This is a genomic window from Spirosoma profusum (assembly GCF_014699005.1).
GTDB classification, from domain to species: domain Bacteria; phylum Bacteroidota; class Bacteroidia; order Cytophagales; family Spirosomataceae; genus Spirosoma; species Spirosoma profusum.
Genome location: NZ_JACWZY010000002.1, coordinates 531,131 through 548,398, shown reverse-complemented (window position 1 = coordinate 548,398; position 17,268 = coordinate 531,131). Strand labels below are relative to the sequence as shown.

11 protein-coding genes are annotated in these 17,268 nt (G+C 49.1%); 2 read left to right on the top strand and 9 right to left on the bottom strand.

Annotated elements, in window-relative coordinates; genetic code table 11:
* The first annotated feature begins 30 nt into the window (after window positions 1-30).
* Window positions 31-1,191: an aldose epimerase family protein gene (locus tag IC229_RS04585; RefSeq protein WP_190885733.1), complete on the top strand. Its 1,161-nt coding sequence runs from the start codon at window positions 31-33 to the stop codon at window positions 1,189-1,191.
* A gap of 86 nt (window positions 1,192-1,277) precedes the next feature.
* Here IC229_RS04585 and IC229_RS04580 read toward each other — a convergent pair whose 3' ends face one another.
* The 9 genes from IC229_RS04580 to IC229_RS04540 form a co-directional block, all read right to left on the bottom strand.
* On the bottom strand, window positions 1,278-2,390 hold the full coding sequence (locus IC229_RS04580; protein WP_190885732.1) for a glycoside hydrolase family protein: 1,113 nt from the start codon (window positions 2,388-2,390) through the stop codon (window positions 1,278-1,280).
* A 147-nt stretch (window positions 2,391-2,537) separates the two neighbouring features.
* Window positions 2,538-5,135, bottom strand: coding sequence for a glycosyl hydrolase (locus IC229_RS04575; protein WP_190885731.1), 2,598 nt, complete (start codon window positions 5,133-5,135; stop codon window positions 2,538-2,540).
* 208 nt (window positions 5,136-5,343) lie between these two features.
* Entirely contained in the window at window positions 5,344-7,695 is a 2,352-nt protein-coding gene (locus IC229_RS04570) for a hypothetical protein (RefSeq protein ID WP_223833848.1), read from the bottom strand.
* 45 nt (window positions 7,696-7,740) lie between these two features.
* Complete coding sequence (locus tag IC229_RS04565; RefSeq protein ID WP_190885729.1) at window positions 7,741-8,841, bottom strand: DUF4249 domain-containing protein; 1,101 nt, start codon at window positions 8,839-8,841, stop codon at window positions 7,741-7,743.
* Window positions 8,841-9,029, bottom strand: a complete 189-nt coding sequence (locus tag IC229_RS04560; RefSeq protein ID WP_190885728.1) for a hypothetical protein — start codon at window positions 9,027-9,029, stop codon at window positions 8,841-8,843. Before IC229_RS04560 ends, IC229_RS04565 begins: the two co-directional genes overlap by 1 nt.
* A gap of 45 nt (window positions 9,030-9,074) precedes the next feature.
* The gene (locus tag IC229_RS04555; RefSeq protein WP_190885727.1) at window positions 9,075-10,175 is read right to left on the bottom strand and encodes a DUF4249 domain-containing protein; all 1,101 of its coding nucleotides are present in this window, start codon (window positions 10,173-10,175) and stop codon (window positions 9,075-9,077) included.
* Complete coding sequence (locus tag IC229_RS04550; RefSeq protein ID WP_190885726.1) at window positions 10,175-12,943, bottom strand: TonB-dependent receptor; 2,769 nt, start codon at window positions 12,941-12,943, stop codon at window positions 10,175-10,177. Before IC229_RS04550 ends, IC229_RS04555 begins: the two co-directional genes overlap by 1 nt.
* A gap of 2 nt (window positions 12,944-12,945) precedes the next feature.
* A complete protein-coding gene (locus tag IC229_RS04545; protein WP_190885725.1) occupies window positions 12,946-13,671 on the bottom strand; it encodes a hypothetical protein in 726 nt (241 codons plus the stop codon).
* Between the two features lie 445 nt (window positions 13,672-14,116).
* Complete coding sequence (locus IC229_RS04540) at window positions 14,117-14,551, bottom strand: RES family NAD+ phosphorylase (RefSeq protein ID WP_223833847.1); 435 nt, start codon at window positions 14,549-14,551, stop codon at window positions 14,117-14,119.
* Window positions 14,552-14,702: 151 nt separating this feature from the next.
* Here IC229_RS04540 and IC229_RS04535 point away from each other — a divergent pair, with 151 nt between their 5' ends.
* Window positions 14,703-17,213: a glutaminase family protein gene (locus tag IC229_RS04535; RefSeq protein ID WP_190885724.1), complete on the top strand. Its 2,511-nt coding sequence runs from the start codon at window positions 14,703-14,705 to the stop codon at window positions 17,211-17,213.
* The last annotated feature ends 55 nt before the right edge of the window (window positions 17,214-17,268 follow it).

The window sequence follows — 17,268 nt, the reverse complement described above, 5'->3', positions numbered from 1 at the left end:
CCATAATCCTGTACCTCATTGCATTTATTCATGAAATTTCTGACTCAATTTCTCTCGCTGGCTCTCCTGACGGGCTGTGTAGTTATGACTTCCTGTTCCTCTAACAAAGAAACGGCTGAGCAAAAGCCGGGTATCGAAAAAACGGTTTACGGCCAGTTACCTAATGGCCAGACAGCCGATTTATATAAACTCCACAATGCGGCTGGCATGACTGCCCAGATCACCAACTACGGCGGCATCATCGTTGGCCTTACGGCTCCTGACCGAAATGGCAAGTTTGAGGACGTAACGCTGGGCATGGATTCGCTGGCGGGCTACGTGAAAGGAACGCCTTATTTCGGAGCGCTGGTTGGTCGTTACGGAAACCGGATTGCAAAAGGTAAATTCACGCTGGATGGTAAAACCTATACGCTTGCCGTCAACAATATGGTCAACCACCTGCACGGCGGTTTGGTCGGTTTCGATAAAGTGCTTTGGAATGCGACGCCCGTCGAAGGTGATGAACCGGCGCTTAAATTGACGTATACCTCGAAAGATGGCGAAGAAGGTTACCCCGGAAATCTGTCGGTGGAAGTGACGTACACACTGCAAAAAGACAATGCGCTACGTATCGACTACCTGGCCACTACCGACAAACCGACAGTAGTGAACCTGACAAACCATACGTACTTCAACCTGACGGGCGGTGCCAAACGGGATGTGCTTGATCACGTACTCACGCTCAATTCCGGCAATCTGGTTCCGGTCGATAATACGTTGATTCCGACGGGTAAATTGATGCCAGTAGCCGGAACGCCTTTCGATTTTACCCAACCGACTCCAATTGGCAAACGTATCAACGATTCGACGGATACGCAGATTAAATACGGCCTAGGCTACGACCACGCCTGGGTGCTGGACGGTACGGGCGATTCACTAAAACTGGCGGCAACGGTGTTTGAACCAACCAGCGGCCGCGTGATGGAGGTACGTACTACTGAACCGGCTGTTCAGTTTTACACCGGCAATTTCTTAGATGGCACGGTAACGGGTCGCGAAGGTTTTCCCTACAAAAAACGCTACGCACTTTGCCTCGAAACGGAACACTATCCCGATTCGCCGAACCAGCCAAATTTCCCCTCGACAGTGCTACGTCCCGGACAAACCTACAAATCCTCAACGGTTTACCAGTTCTCAACGCGGAAAGAGTAATTGACAAGCGTATAACGAAGCGCGGTACGTATGCCATTACTCCAAATAATGGCATACGTACCGCGCTTCGTTATACGCTTATCAGGCTAAACTTCTTTCTCTCCCCTCCCCTTTTTATCTTCTTTATCACCGCCCGTAATTCTAAAAATAAAGGGCGAAGAGGTCATGTGTTTCCCTCCCTGCGCAGCCGCAAACAAGTACCTGGGTCGTCCGTGACGCATGAGTAATTGCGGGCGTTCCAGCCGACCGTATCGACTCAGATGCTTCGGAGCTTCGGGTTCTTTGGTATAATCCTGAATCGGGCCGTAAGCGATTTGGGGAGCGTCCCAGTGAATGCCGTCGGTAGAGTTCAGAAAAAGGCCATCATCATGACCAAAAACGCCCATATCGCGGGCCAGCATATTGAATTCGCCGTGCTGAAGCCAGACGTACGCATCCTCAAACTGGGCATTATTTCCTCGACCGGAAAAATCGAGAATTGGCTTCGTACTCACCCGTCGATACGGACCTGTCAACGTATTGGCAACGGCTAATCCATATTTCCGATTCCCCCGAACATCCGCACCGGTCGACTTTTCTTCATCCTGGGTATTCCACGATTTATAATAGAGCCAGTACTGACCGTTGGGGTGTTTCACAAACGAAGGATTGGTCGTGCAATGGTCGTCCCAAGCGCCAGCTATACCCGGTTGAAGCAGCGGTTTATCCATTCGTTTCCAGGGGCCTTTCAACGATTTTGCCGTAGCCATACCGATACGTTGCGTATCCGTTTTTCCGTTGGAATTACCCATATAAAACAGGCAATAACGCCCATCAGTGAAAACAATATGTGGATTGTGGCACGTAGTGGCATCCCAGGCATCTGCACGCGGAGCCAGCACTGTTTCCACATATTCGAAAGGCGATTCGGGCGATTCGGCGACAGCGTGGGCAATTTCCGAACCATTTATCCAGCCTTCCATTTTTTTGTCGGCCGACCAGCGTGAGTAAAACAGATGCACCTTTCCATCGGTCCCATAAATCGGGCTGCTGCACCAGACGTACCAATCCGGCGATTCCAGAATACGTCCAACGGGTTTCAAATGTTTGCTAAATGCCGAGCGGTTATCGGTCAGAAATGAATCGGTCAGGCCACGTGCCCACGTGCCAGTAAATGGCAATACTGATAATCCAGTCAGAAAATCTCGTCGGTTTATCATACAGTCAGGTTGAGTAAGGTAAAGAAAGTTATAGTAGTTTTTGTCATGCTGAGTCGGACCGCCGAAGCGGCATGACAAAAACGTTCATTTCTAGCTCTTTTATAAAGTTTAAACAGATTCGGCTGCTCACTCTATAACGCTACAACCTTATAACGAACTAACCGGAGTCAGCATTACTGGTCCCAGCAAGCCAGAGGGCACTGCATCCCAGGAAGCTGCATTGAAAGGCCGGTACCTGATGTCAACAATATTGATATCGTAAAACTTCTTCCAACCCGGATTCTGGCGATCATACAACCGCATATAATTGGCCGACAGATTCGTTACGTCGATTTCCAGCTGATTCCCAGTTGGTTTCAATAAATTGGCCGGTATCGTCACACGAAAAGGCAAACACCAGGCCGTTCCAACCGGTTGACCATTCACGCGGACATCAGCCACTTCACGAACGTCGCCTAAATTGAGTTGATAAGCAGCTGGTTTTGGGCCGTCTGGCAAATCGAACGTAGTACGGTAGCGGGCCTTTCCAGAGAAATAACCCGCTGAATCAGAAAAGGTTGTCCACGAACTAAGATTAGCGACTGTTGTCGTTAGGGCTAACGACGGACGACCTTGTAGAAAATCAACCTGCCACGGATTCTTGAGCGGCACCGACGTACCGACGCTACGTATGGCTGGCTGCTGGCTAGAATTCTGGACCGACGAGGCTATTTCTGGGCCGACAGTCACAAAAAACGCTTGTCCCGGCTCTACTGATAGAAATGTTTCAGGCTGGCCGTTACGTCCTTTTCGAACCGGAAGCCATTCTTGTTTGCCTGTAAGTGGGTCGTAGCAACTGATACGTCCTTTGGCCGAAAGTTGAATCCAGTTCTGACGAAAACGATTGTCGAGATTGGTGATAAAATATATAGTTGAATCACCATTACGTTTGCGCAGGAGCGACAGCCCCTCCGCGGCCCAGCTTTCAACCCGAACACCTAACTGGGGCAACGTAGTGAATACGTCGGTACTAACCGTTACGTTTTTCAGTTGTCGAAGCGCCTGCCCTATTTGCACTACGCTCCTGGAACGAGATTCGTGATTATAAAACCCCGACGCCTGTTCCGGTAGCTGTTGATCGAACACGATACGAGCCCCCTGACGAGCCAGTTGCTCCAGCCGACGTAGCGTGGTTTCGGGAATATATGTAGTGCGGGGTACCAGAATCACCTGATACGTTGCTCCACCCGGACTTTGTATGGTCTGTTTACTGATTGTCAGCTTATTGAGCAGTTCGTCTGATACGTAGTCGTATGAATAACCGCGCTGGCTCAATTGCTCGCACAACCGACCAAATGGCTGCGGCAATAACCAGCGTTCTACGTGGTGAACTTCCAACTGATGAATACCGCCCGCCGATTTGGCCGGAGTGGCCCACAAATCATGAATTGGGAAATAAACCAGTACGTCGTTATCGGGTTTGCTGGCCTGTAAACGCGTCTGGCAGCGTTCGATGTATTGGTTTAGCAGTGGCAGATGCGGCCAGAAGTGCGATGAAGGGCCGTAATTAGTCGATGCGTAGAATAACCAACCGGGCGAATCCACGCGGGGCCAGGTCTCTGACGGTGGTGAATAGGGAGTACCGTGGTAAAAAATATGGTTGATGCCAGCCGCAAATAACTCATCGATCTGCGGTTTTATCTGCGACAACGATACCTGAAAATGGTTCGCCAGCCACGTAGTGCTCTCGGAACTCACCAACGGTTTACCCAACAGGTGAGCAGCCGACGAGGCAAATTTCATAGCCAGCGGGTTAGGCGTTCCAAACCGGTCGACTTCGTAATTTGCATCAACGCGAAGGCCGGGAATCGGAAAACGGCTGGAGCCAAAGGATTCTGTTTCGGGAATATCGGCCTGAGCGTAGAGATCAATTAGGTTTCCCGGCGAGCCGTGGGCCTGATTACGAGATAGGTAACCTGCTTTTTTGGCCCAGCCACCCCACGTTTTTGCAAAACCATCGTTCAGTAGTTCCGCCAAGGTTTGGTGGTAATCCTGGTGTACCAGAATACTCTCGCTACGTTGCGTTGTATCGGTCAGAAGGGCGATCTGGCTGTTCAGGTCGTAACCGCGCCGGGATTTAAATTCGGTCAGAAAATTAGCCGTCCAGTTGGCACCATACACTTCGTAGGAATCGTTGTAGACGGCTCGCGGACGTTCAGGCATACGTAGCAGCGTGGAGTCGAAACGGCGTAAATACTGCTCAACGGCCGGTTTATTAAAATAATCGACAACCAGCCCCTGCCCACCCGGCGCGGGACGTTTCACTTGTTGCTTGGTCAAAACCGTTACGAGCGTTCCGTTCTCATTTTTCCAGGCTTTTGCCGCGATTTCATTCGATACGTTCGGACCACCAAACGGCCAGCCGGTGCCCGTCGTCAGGTCAACACCTACGCCCAACCGTTTACCCTCGCGCACGGTATGCGCCAGTACGTCCTGCCAGCGCTTGCTCAGGAACGTAATAAACTGATTCTCAAAACCTTTGACGCCGTAAATCGGAATGATATGAACACCACCCAGCCCCGCCTTCGCGAATTGTTCCAGTTGATGCGTAATGTCGGCTTCGGTTACGGCACTACCCATCCACCACCAATACGTCCAGGGTTTGGCGGTATTACCAGTAGCAGTTATTCGTTGCTGTGCCCTTAAAGCGGGTTGAAATATCAGGCTAAAAAAGAGGGTGAATGCGGCAAGGAGAATGTGTTTCATGGTAAGTAAGGTCAATCAAAACCAGAATCATTGGTTTTGTCATACTGAGGAACGAAGCATCTTAAGGTTTCCTTATTTGAATGTTAGGATGCTTCAAGATGCTTCGTTCCTCAGCATGACAAAAAAGGCCGTCTATAATTTTATTAGACAGCCTTTAAAGAAACACATTTAAAACCAGTATGGCGTACTGCACTCTCCTACACGAATATCACTTCGCCACATTCTTCACCTCAAACAGTGTCCGTTGATAGCCCGCCTGCCCATCCGAAGAAAGGCCGTTGATTTCTACAAGATACGTACCCGTCTGGTCGGATGTAAAGAAATCGACCTGAGACTTGCCCTGCGAATCGATTATCAGATTTGGGTTCCAGTACAGCAACGTCCGGCCATCGGGTAGGCGGCTGGTTTGTTGTCTGGGCGTTTCGTAGCGGGGTGCGTAAAATTCACGTTGTAGTTGCAGGCCGTCGTAGTCGAGTTTCACCAGTCGGTTATCCAGCAGAAAACCAGCCAGATCACCTTTGTAGGTCATGAAGTTAATGATGCCGCTGAAGCCCGCCGTTCCCATAATGTATCGATTCGTCACTACGTCGATCTGCTTGATTTTCAGCGGATTGAAATCAATAATTCTGTCCATGTTGAAAACAGGTATACCATCCATCAGCACCAGCGATTGTTCGTCAAAAAGCGCACGGTATGGCAGGTTTGGCACCGCCAGACGAAAATGGCCATCTTTCTTCCGGGGTAAAACACCTGTTACGTATTCCCGCAGTACTTCTTCCATGCGCGGAAACCGAGTGTAAGCATCGAGCAGATAACTTTCAGGGGGCTTTCCGTAGAAAGCAGAACTATCAATTTCCGGGTATCGGTATCGAATAATTTCATCTCCCCAATACGTCGACTGAACCTGCATAGCCACACTCCGATTCTGCAACTGCGTAGTGTGTGATTCGTTGAAATTTATTTCAGGCAGACGATTCGTGGAAATCGACGTAGTGAACGGGCTGTCAATGGTTAGTTTGTTGAGGCTGTCCTCTGGATTTGTCTGAGCAATAATGCCTTTAGGGCCGTAGAAATCCTGCATTTCATAGCGCACCCGCCCTTCGGTATCACTCCGGAAAACGTACAACCGGGTCGGACGACCGGGTGTCGACAAATACGTCATTACGTTCGATACAGGCTTGTCAGTTTCAGGATTAGTCACTTTCCCCTGAATAACCAGTCCATTGGGTTCAGGAAGAAAAGGACGTAGCGCCGGTTTGTTGGTCAGTACGTCGTCCCAGCGGAACCGTCGCCAGCCGTGCGTCAGCATCAGGTTGTCGGTGGCAAGTGTTACGTCGGCGCTGGCAGGTTGCAGGTAATATTCAGGTGATTCGATACGTCCGGCCAGGTCCGAAGTCATCCACAAGTAGTTCAGAATGTTGTCAGTAGTCGACGTAGCCAGCGAATCGATCCGATACACCGATACCGACAGCGACGCTTTGTTAGTAGTAGCAGCAGATGCCTGAACAGCGGCTTCCAAGGTCACTTTGTTGCGGGAAGCATATTGCGGCTGGTCGGATTTGAGCTGGATACGTAGCTCCTGCGCTGGTCGTTTGAAATACAGTCGTTCGCAGACGGGCTTCTGATTGCCATCAAATAAAGTAATGTGCGAAATCCCATCACCCAGCGCTTTTTTGTCAATGGAGAACGTAGTTTCCTGTTGGAATGGCCGGCCTTCAGTAACTTTTATTTCCTGTCGCGTGTGGGCAAACAGGTATATCTGATTAATGCCACTCAGATTAGTCCTGATGGTGACTTTCAGCTTCTCCGGGCCGTCTTCTTCCAGCCGCATTACGTATCCCTGCGGTTGAACGACCGGGAGCGGGCGCGTAACCGAGCGGCCCTGTGCATCCTGAATAACAGCCCGATAATTCGCTGATTCTGAGGGCGTAAATGTAAAGGTACCGATGCCAAACTTATGCGACTGAAACCGGACCAACGTATCATTCTGCGCATTGATGATGCCACCCCGAACCGTCACGCCTTTCCCCGCTTCGTCGGCGACTTTGAACGCTACGTTGCTGGCAATTCCCTGCACCAGATTGCCACCTTCCGGAAAAAACTGAATGTCATACGCAGGAGCCGATTTCTCAGCAGGTAGGCCAAGCGTTTTGAAGGGATTGACGATGGTCAGGTTTTTCTCGAAGAAAAAATCGGCGCTGAAATTTTTCATCCAGCAGGTATACGCCCGCATCCGATACGTACCAGAGTTCATTGACGCAGGCAGAAAGAACGTACCATTTCCGCCATTGGCACTCAACTCCACTTTCGCCTGAAGAACCGATTTCTGCTCTTTATCCAGCAATTCTACATAAGCTACTTTGCTCACATCCAGCGGTTTGTGTAACGTAGCATCGACGTAATAAACTTTAAACCAGATGGTTTCGCCAGTAACGTAGGTCGACTGGTCGGTATGAACGAACAGCTTTTCCTGTATCGTCTGCTGACGGTACGTATCAAACGATTGCGCAATAGCTTTTGCGGACTCTGTCGTTTGACTAAAGCCGGATAAGCTACTCATTATCAGCAGTAAACCCAATAAATATCTTCGTGCCAACATGGTCTATTACCAGAAATCAGGTTTCGTTAAAACACCACCCCGAAGGCGGCAATCCGCACAATATTCAGGTGTGGTCAGGTATAGTTTGTTGTAAGGTTCGATAATGGCGGGCCTGGAATCCAGAATGTCACCGAGTCCCAACGTATCGATTTCGCAACCTTCCTGCCCCGTGATCGTATACCAGACCGGCAACTGCGATTTGGTAATAAAAATACGTTTCGTTTCGACGTTGCCGACTCGAAAAAAGCCCATTACCAGATCCGTAGCACTCGCCGATGATTTAATATTACCCGTAATCTGGGAAGGTTGCGGATCGAAAATAGAGCCGATATTTTGCGTTATTTTCGCCAGTTGGTCGTAATACTCAAAACCCGACTGAGTCAGTGACGACTGCCTAACCAGAATGCTGTATCTGGATTCCAGTTTAAGCGATGTGCCGGGAATGAAGGTAAGCGGGTATTTACTGACTATATCCTGCTTGAGCCGCACCGTAGACGTCGTAATAATATTGGTCGATGACTCACTGTTCCAGCATCGGTTTATTGGTATCTGACGGCCCACGATCTGATTATTTTTCAACTCCAGCGAGGAGTAAAAGCGCGAATAATACTCCCACGTAGCGTCGAATTCCCAGCGATAATATCGGGTATTGTTCTGAGGATCATGGGTATTCGCGCTTATTTGCAGACCATCATCTACCACATCCCAGCTAATGCTGTCGATAGGGGGCGTCTTCACAACCGGTACGTAATCCGAGTAGTAATCGGTACCTCGGGTTTTGATGTGCAGCCGATACGTATCACCCGAAACCGGCGTAACACCTGCCAGCGTGTAGCTTCCCGGCGTTCCTTCGTTTAGTGTGTAAACCGCTTTGCTTTGAGCCTCAATCGTTACGATGGCTTTAGTTTCAGCCGTTGGCGTTTTAAAATCGGTCAGGTTTTGCGTCCGCGACAACCGAATCGTGGTCGTCGTGCCGGGGGCGCTGTTAAAAAAACCATTCACGACTAAGTAGCTCGCCGGAGACGCTATCTCGGGTGGTCGATAAGGATCAACGCAACCGCCCACCAGGGCTATGCACAACCAGCCGATGAGTTTTTGTTTGTTCATTAGAATCTGAAATTATACGTAACAGAGGAAATCGGCTCTCCAAAAATTGACAACTGATACCCGTTGATCTGACTGAACGGTGTGAACGAACCGTTTCCCTGAATAGTCTGCTGGTGATACGTACCAAACGATTGTGTAATCGCTTTGACCGACTCCATTGTCTGGCAGCACCCCGGTAGTTTGCTCATTATCAGCAAGAAACATATTAAATATCTTCGTACGGTCATAGTCTATTACCAGAATGCAGGTTTTGTTAAAACGCCACCCCGAAGGCGGCAATCCACACAGTATTCCGATGATGTGATGTATTCAGTAAGGTACTCAGTAAGAATGGCGGGTTTTGCATCAAGAATGTCTTTAAGCCCCAACGTATCGGTTACACAACCTTCCAGGCCCGTAAAGGTGTACCACCTCGGCAACTGTGATTTGGTAATAAAAATACGTTTCGTTTCGACATTGCCGACCCGGAAAAACCCTAATACCAGATCCGTAGCACTCGCCGATGATTTAATATTACCCGTAATCTGGGAAGGTTGCGGATCGAAAATAGAGCCGATATTTTGCGTTATTTTCGCTAGTTGATCATAATATTCGAATCCCGCTTTTGTCAGTGACGACTGTTTCACCAGAATACTGTACCGGGATTCCAGTTTAATGGATGTTCCCGGAATGAACGTCAGCGGATGTTTACTGACGATATCCTGACTCAGCCGAGTTGTCGACGTCGTAATAATATTGGTCGATGACTCACTGTTCCAGCACCGATTTACCGGAAACTGACGACTCACAATTCGATTACCATTCAGTTCAAGTGATGAATAGTATTGTGAGTAATATTCCCACGTAGCCTCGTACTCCCAGCGGTAATATCGGGTATTGTTCTGAGGATCATGGGTATTCGCACTAATTTGCAGACCATCATCCACCACGTCCCAGCTAACACTGTCGATGGGGGGCGTTTTGACCATAGGCACGTAATCCGAATAATAATCGGTACCTCGGGTCTGAATATGCAGCCGATACGTATCACCCTCTACCGGCGTGACACCTGCCAGCGTATAACTCCCCGGTGTACCTTCTTTCAGTGTATAAACCGCCTTGTTTTGCGACTCAATCGTTACGATGGCTTTGGTTTCGACGGCAGGCGTTTTAAAATCGGTCAGGTTTTGCGTCCGCGACAACCGAATCGTGGTCGTCGTGCCGGGAGCGCTGTTAAAAAAACCGTTCACCACCAAATAGCTCGCTGGCGACGTTATTTCAGGTGGTCGGTAGGGATCAACGCAACCGCCCACCAGAGCTATGCATAGCCAGCCGATGAGTTTTTGCCTGTTCATTAGAATCTGAAATTATACGTAACAGAGGGAATCGGTTCTCCAAAAATAGACAACTGATACCCGTTGATTCGGCCCAGCTCCGACTTGAAATACACTGAGTATGCATTATGTCGCCCCAATAAATTGTAGACCGAAATTGTCCAGGAACTGTGCGCCAGCTTCTTAATCTTGTGATTGCCTTCGATATTCATCGCAAAATCGGCCCGATAATAGTCAGGAATTCGGTACTGGTTTCGCTCGGAATACAATAGCCGGGGTGAATTATCGAGTATGTATTTGCTAACAGGTAACGTAATGGGCCGCCCGGTGCTGTAGGTAAAGTTGAGCGACAGGCTGAACCGCCGGTTTATTTTATAGTTGCCCACCATCGTTACGTCGTGTGGTTTGTCGTAACTACTTGGGTAATAACTGCCTGAATTAATGATTTCCGTATTGTTTATATTGGTCGAACGTAGCAGCGTCCGGGCGTAGGTATAGCTGATCCAGCCATTCAGTTTGCCGGTTAATTTTTTCACCAGAAATTCAATCCCATACGCCATGCCCTCGGCGTTCACTACGTCGGTTTCGATGTGGTGATTCAGAATCAGCGAAGCCCCACTTCGGTAATCGAGCAGGTTGCTCATGGTTTTGTAATACGCTTCTACTGAGGTTTCTATGGTGTTGGTCTGGTTATTTTTATAGAAACCCAGCGCGAACTGATCGCCAACCTGTGGCCTGATGGACTGGTCGCTTAATTTCCAGATATCGGTTGGCGAAATAACGGTTGTATTCGACAGCATCTGAATGTACTGCCGGGTGCGATTGAAACTCGCTTTCACGGATGCCGTGGGCGATAGGGCGTAACGTAGTGCTACCCGATACTCTGGTCCATGATACGTAGCAATGGCTTTATTGTTACCGTAAGTCAGCGTATCAACAATTGTATTCACCGACTTGGGAACTCCAGTAGCGTATTGATAAACCGTATTTGGTCCCAGATACGAATAGAACGAATACCGGAGTCCGGCGCTGATGGTTAGTTTGGGCGATACGTCGAAACGGTCGCCGATGTAAACCGCGCTCTCTACGCCTTTTTCGGATGGTACTACGTCCGGAATGATGAGCGATTTTTCGCCTTTAGGCTGAAAATTACCGGGCGAGAGTTTGTAATAAATGCTGCTAAGTCCAAAATCAAGCGCGTGCTGATTGGTAGGGTAAAAATTGAAATCGGCTTTAAACTGCGACTGGTTGATGGAAAAATCGAGTTGATACGCGCTTAAGGGCTGTTTTTCACTCGAAACGCCGTATTCATAACCGCTGTAGCTGCCGGTGAAAACGCTATACAGTTTATTGGTAATGATGTGTTTCCATTTCAACGTAGCAGTCTGATTACGATAGCCGTACGTAGTATCGCTGTTGAGCCGGAATCGGTCCTGACTCCAGTAACCCGTCAGGTAGAACGTATTCTTTTCGTTGGCATCGTGCGTAACGTGCAGGTTGATGTCATAAAACGAAGCGCGGCTGTTCTGAAACGACTTGGCCGACAACTGACGTAGCAGCCAGTCGGAATACGTCGAACGAAAACCGGCAATAAACGACGTTTTATCTTTCAGAATCGGCCCTTCCACGGTGATACGTCCCGTAAGCAGACCAATACCGCCCGAACCAACAAATTTTTTCTTGTTGCCGTCTCGCGTCTGTACGTCCAGCACCGACGACAGCCGACCGCCAAACCGCGACGGAATTGCACTTTTATAGAGCTCGGCACTTTTGATCATGTCGGGGTTGAACGCCGAGAAAAAGCCAAACAAGTGCGACGAATTGTAAATAGGCGCGTCGTTGTACAGAATCAGATTCTGGTCGGTGGCCCCCCCACGCACGTTGAGACCCGTTGAACTTTCACCGACCGTTTTCACACCGGGCAACGTCTGGATAACACGTAGCAAATCGGCTTCGCCCAGCGCCGTTGGCACCTGTTTAATGCTCTTGATATCGACCCGCTCCTGCCCCATCTGAACGCCCGAAATATTCGCATCTTTTTCGGCTTCGATCACCACTTCTTTCAGGGCAATTACGTCGTCTTCCATCTCCACATCGAACTTACCGTCAGCATACAGGATGATTCGGCGCCGGGTATCTTTCAGGCCAATGCTACGTAGTTTCAGATCGTGACGGCCACGGGGCAACGTAAAGGAATAATGACCAAACTGGTCGGTAACGGTACCAATTCTGGGGTTTTCGATGTAAACAGCCGCCCCCACAATCGGCTCACCCGACGCTACGTTACGTACCAGCCCTGACAACGTAGCACGACCGGATCGGATAGGATTGGTAGGTTTTCCGATTTCGTAGGTTTTCGCTTCGGGTTCGACGCGCTTTTTCTGCGTTTCGGTCATGTACGCCGATAACGTCGAGTCGGAACCAGTTTCGGCGTTACCACGTCGGAAGAAACCAATCGGCAACTCAGTACGGATGAGTCGATTAACCGTGATGTAAACGCGCTGCTGGTTGTCGATGGCAAACCCAAATTTCGAGCCCTGAAACAGTTGACGTAGCACCGTCGAAAGCGGCTGTTTATCCACTTTCATATCCACAATCAGACTGTCGACCTCTCTGGGATTGTAAAAAAAACGGTACGTCGTCTGGGCTTCAACCTGCTGTACGAACGCTTCAAAACGCAGGTTCGAGAACTCTCCACTAATGGGTTTTTCGGTGATCTGCGCGCGTAGATCAACCATCGAACCGGTCAGCAGCAAAAGCAATAAAGTAATTCGGTACAGTTGGCTCATGGTCAACGGGTTAGTTCATCATAACGTCGGGTTACCTTCGTGATGGCTTCCTCGCGCAGTTCATTTTTGAATTTAAGACTATTACTACGAATATATTTCCGTAACTCTTTCGATTGATCGGGGAAGAGACGTAGCAACGACTGTTTCGATTTTACTTCCCGGTACGTATTATCTTTAAAAATATAGAACTTATCATTTAACAGATACTCGCCTTTGTACACTCCACTCGAAATATCTTCCAGTATGGTTTTCTGTCGTTTGGCAAGGGCTTTTGTTTTGCCATCGTGCAATAACTCGTAAAATCCCGTTCGAATACCGGTCGTGCTATCGCTCACAATTCGGGTGAAAGCGTGCGTACCTAACGTAAAACGGGCAATTTTCTCGTTCCGCAATGTTAACCGATACGCACCTTCGGGTGGCTGAACAACCAGCTCATCACGGACAATATCATACAACATCGCCACCTTATCGTAATCGACGCCATTGTAGAAAATTGTCCCCGTCTGAAGGTTATCAGTCACGTAGTACGGGTGAATTTTGATTCGATGGTCATGAACAATGTACTCATGACCTTCGTAGATATGTATTTGCCGGTACATCGCCTTGTCATACGAACGAATGGCCGTATTTCGGGCAATTTGCGTAAATGAACTATCGGCTTTAATCGTTTGCCCCCAAACCCCTGGAGTTAGTAGGAGAAAGAGGCATACCAAACGTATAGAGTACATATTTTTCAAAACCGTTCGAATCGATCTGATCTGTTATATTATTTCGGAGCGCGGCTCCTATACTTAATTCTACGAGCGTTCAGTAAGAAAGCGTTTCCTAAAAAGAGGCCACTCGTTAAGTTTTACTACAATCTCGGAATTTGATTAATTGTACTACGTATAGAAAAGCCTCGCTACGCACTTTTACGTAAAGAAAAGCGAAATCGTGTCAAAATCGACTGGCTCTAAGGAAATTTTCGCAAAATGGCTTTCAGCGAAAAAATCTCAAAATCGGTTTGAGTATTCGGTCCGGAAATTAATTTTTCTGTAGAGAGCGTTTTTGTCATGCTGACGAAGGAAGCATCTTAATATATCCTAACGTTCGTGTCATGATGCTTTAAGATGCTTCCTTCGTCAGCATGACAAAACGAGACTTACACCCTCAAGCGGCCATCGAGCGGTAGCATTATCTGGCTAACGACCTCAATTTGTTCATAGGCTGGGTGCTGCGGTGCAGGAGCAGATTATACGACACCTCCATAATTACCGACGGAACAGCAATCGCCAGCGAGAAAGGATCGTTGAGCCATTCGGTCAGAATGGTTTGCGTTTCGGCCAGCGTTCCTGTTTTCCAGTACGTTGGCAGCAATGTTGACTTAAGCCAGAAAACAGTATCAGGTAAATCGGGCAAACGTAACGTAGTAAGCCAGAGTTGAGGCAATTCACACAGACTGACAGGCGGCAAATGAATCAGTGTTCCGAGCAGAGCCAGTTCCGGCGTACGGCTGGTATACAGAATCTCGACTCCCTTTGGATTCCAGCGGCCGCCCTGACGATAGCTTCCGGCAACCGATAGTGGTTCTGTATGGCAGGGCTCTTTATTAATCCGATAAACGTCCATGAAATCTCAGCCGACAATTCCCCACGCGATACGTCCCAATACGTCTTCTGCCAGGGAAAAACCGGATACTGTATGAATACCGATAAGTAAAGTGCCACTGACAGCCTACTTTATCAGTGGATAATGTTCAAATTCAAAAATAACTTTCCCAATGCGGCTACACGCTTCATTCCGTTTTTCAGGCATTTTATTTCTCTCTCTTGTGCTGGGCGTCAGCTACGCACAGAAGTTACGCCCACCCGCCTACCCACTCATCACCCACGATCCATATTTCAGTCTTTGGAGCAATACGGATAAATTGACCGATTCGCCCACGCGCCACTGGACAGGCAAAGCACAGTCGCTCGAAGGAATCATTCGGGTCGATGGGAAGGCGTATCAGTTTCTGGGAGCGGTGCCCACTACGTACGAACCCATTCTGCCGACCGGCGAAGTGAAGTCCTACATGGCCCGCTACACGATGGACAAACCCGCAAACGGCTGGGAAAAATCAGATTTCGACGATAGCAAATGGCAATCGGGACCGGGACCATTTGGCGATACTCCCGACGCCAAAACCAAGTGGGTCAACAGCGAAACGATGAAAGACGGCATCTACTTCCGACGGGAATTTACCTACGACGGCAAAGCTGATCCCTCCAAATTACTGCTCGCTCTCAACCACGACGACGACGTAGTGATTTACCTGAACGGCACCGAAATTCTGGACAAAAAAGGGTACATCCACGAGCACATCTACCTGCCTTTATCGGCTGCGGGTCAGAAAGCTTTACAAACCGGCAAGAACGTTTTGGCCGTGCATTGCGTGAGTCCGCGTGGTGGTTCGTTTATCGATGTTGGGCTGGTCAATCCCGTAACGTTGTCGTCGGTTACGCCCGCTGAGCAAACCGACGTAACGGTATCGGCCACGCAGACGAAATACACGTTCACGGCGGGTGCAGTGAATTTTTCTGTAAATTTTCTGTCGCCTTTGCTGCTCGATGAATTGAACGTAGCGGCTCGCCCCATCAGCTACGTTACGTTCGATGTGCGGTCGCAGGATGGCAAGCCACATGCGGTGCAGGTCTTTTTCAGTGAATCGGGTACGGTTGCGACCAACACCATTGGGCAGGAAGTCGTTACCAAAGTAGCGCAAACGGGCAGTCTGACGTATCAGGTAGTCGGTACGGAGGCACAGCAATTATTAGGTCGGAAGGGCGATAACGTACGTATCGACTGGGGGTATGCGTATCTGGCCGCTCCACAACAAACTGGTAATCAGACTGGTTCGGGATTATCGAATGCGCTCAAACAATCTTTCATAAGCAAAGGTCAGTTGCCAGCTTCGGGAGCTAAGCTGCCGGCACGCGCTGCGGTAGACGTAGCGTTGGCCGCTGTTCTGGATTTCAGCAACGTAACGGGGCCAGCTTCTCGGCATATTTTGCTGGGTTACGACGATTTATATTCGGTTCAGTATTTCAAACAGAACTTACGCCCCTGGTGGAACAAAACCGGCAAAATCAGCATGGGCGAACTGCTACAAACTGCCGAAACCGACTACAGCCGATTGCGTCAGAAATGTACTACGTTCGACGCCAAACTCCGCGCCGATGCGCAAAAAGCGGGTGGTAAAGAATACGCTGATTTGTGCGTTCTGGCCTATCGGCAGTCCATTGCCGCTCACAAAATTGTAGCGGGACCCAAAGGCGAAATCCTCTTTTTCTCCAAAGAGAACTTCTCAAATGGTTCTATCGGAACGGTCGATATAACGTATCCTTCGGCACCGCTTTACCTGCTGTACAACACTACGTTGCTGAAAGGCATGATGGAACCGATTTTCCAGTACTCCGAAAGTGGCCGCTGGACTAAGCCTTTTGCAGCTCATGACGTCGGTACGTATCCGCTGGCGAACGGTCAGACGTACGGCGAAGACATGCCTGTAGAAGAATCTGGTAATATGCTACTTCTGGCGGGTGCCATCGCGAAGGCCGAAGGCAACGCCAACTACGCCAAACAACACTGGAAAACGCTGACTACCTGGGTCAATTACCTCAAAAAAGATGGTTTCGATCCCGCCAATCAGTTGTGTACCGATGATTTCGCCGGGCACATCGCTCGTAATGCCAACTTATCGGTAAAAGCCATTCTGGGAATTGCGGCTTATGGCCAAATGGCGGCTATGCTGGGCGACAAAGCAACCGCCGAAAGCAATCTGAAAACCGCTCGTGAGATGGCAGCTAAATGGCAGCAACTCGCCCTCGACAAAACGGCTTCGGCAAAAACGCACTACGATTTAACGTTTGAAAACAGCGCCGATACATGGAGTCAGAAATACAATCTGGTTTGGGATAAACTGCTCAACATGAACATTTTCCCGAAGGATATTACGCAGAAAGAAATCGCGTACTACCTGACCAAACAGGAACCATACGGCCTGCCTCTCGACAGTCGTAAAACCTACACCAAATCAGACTGGATTATGTGGACGGCCACACTCGCCCAATCACCGAAAGATTTTCAGGCACTGGTAAAACCCGTCTGGAAATACGCCAACGAAACCCCCAGCCGCGTCCCCCTTTCCGACTGGCACGAAACCACCGACGCCAAGCAGGTTGGTTTTCAGGCGCGGTCAGTAGTAGGTGGATATTTTATTAAAATGTTGGAAGGAAAGCTAGTGAAATGATGAGCCTGTCTAACGTATCAAGAATATGTTACAAAGCGCATTTTTGTCATGCTGA

Bases quoted from the DNA above. Each gene is read 5' to 3' on its own strand.
- IC229_RS04580 (WP_190885732.1), bottom strand. From the start codon at position 2,390: ATGATAAACCGACGAGATTTTCTGACTGGATTATCAGTATTGCCATTT.
- IC229_RS04555 (WP_190885727.1), bottom strand. From the start codon at position 10,175: ATGAACAGGCAAAAACTCATCGGCTGGCTATGCATAGCTCTGGTGGGC.
- IC229_RS04565 (WP_190885729.1), bottom strand. From the start codon at position 8,841: ATGAACAAACAAAAACTCATCGGCTGGTTGTGCATAGCCCTGGTGGGC.
- IC229_RS04535 (WP_190885724.1), top strand. From the start codon at position 14,703: ATGCGGCTACACGCTTCATTCCGTTTTTCAGGCATTTTATTTCTCTCT.
- IC229_RS04575 (WP_190885731.1), bottom strand. From the start codon at position 5,135: ATGAAACACATTCTCCTTGCCGCATTCACCCTCTTTTTTAGCCTGATA.
- IC229_RS04545 (WP_190885725.1), bottom strand. From the start codon at position 13,671: ATGTACTCTATACGTTTGGTATGCCTCTTTCTCCTACTAACTCCAGGG.
- IC229_RS04550 (WP_190885726.1), bottom strand. From the start codon at position 12,943: ATGAGCCAACTGTACCGAATTACTTTATTGCTTTTGCTGCTGACCGGT.
- IC229_RS04585 (WP_190885733.1), top strand. From the start codon at position 31: ATGAAATTTCTGACTCAATTTCTCTCGCTGGCTCTCCTGACGGGCTGT.
- IC229_RS04560 (WP_190885728.1), bottom strand. From the start codon at position 9,029: ATGAGCAAACTACCGGGGTGCTGCCAGACAATGGAGTCGGTCAAAGCG.
- IC229_RS04570 (WP_223833848.1), bottom strand. From the start codon at position 7,695: ATGAGTAGCTTATCCGGCTTTAGTCAAACGACAGAGTCCGCAAAAGCT.
- IC229_RS04540 (WP_223833847.1), bottom strand. From the start codon at position 14,551: ATGGACGTTTATCGGATTAATAAAGAGCCCTGCCATACAGAACCACTA.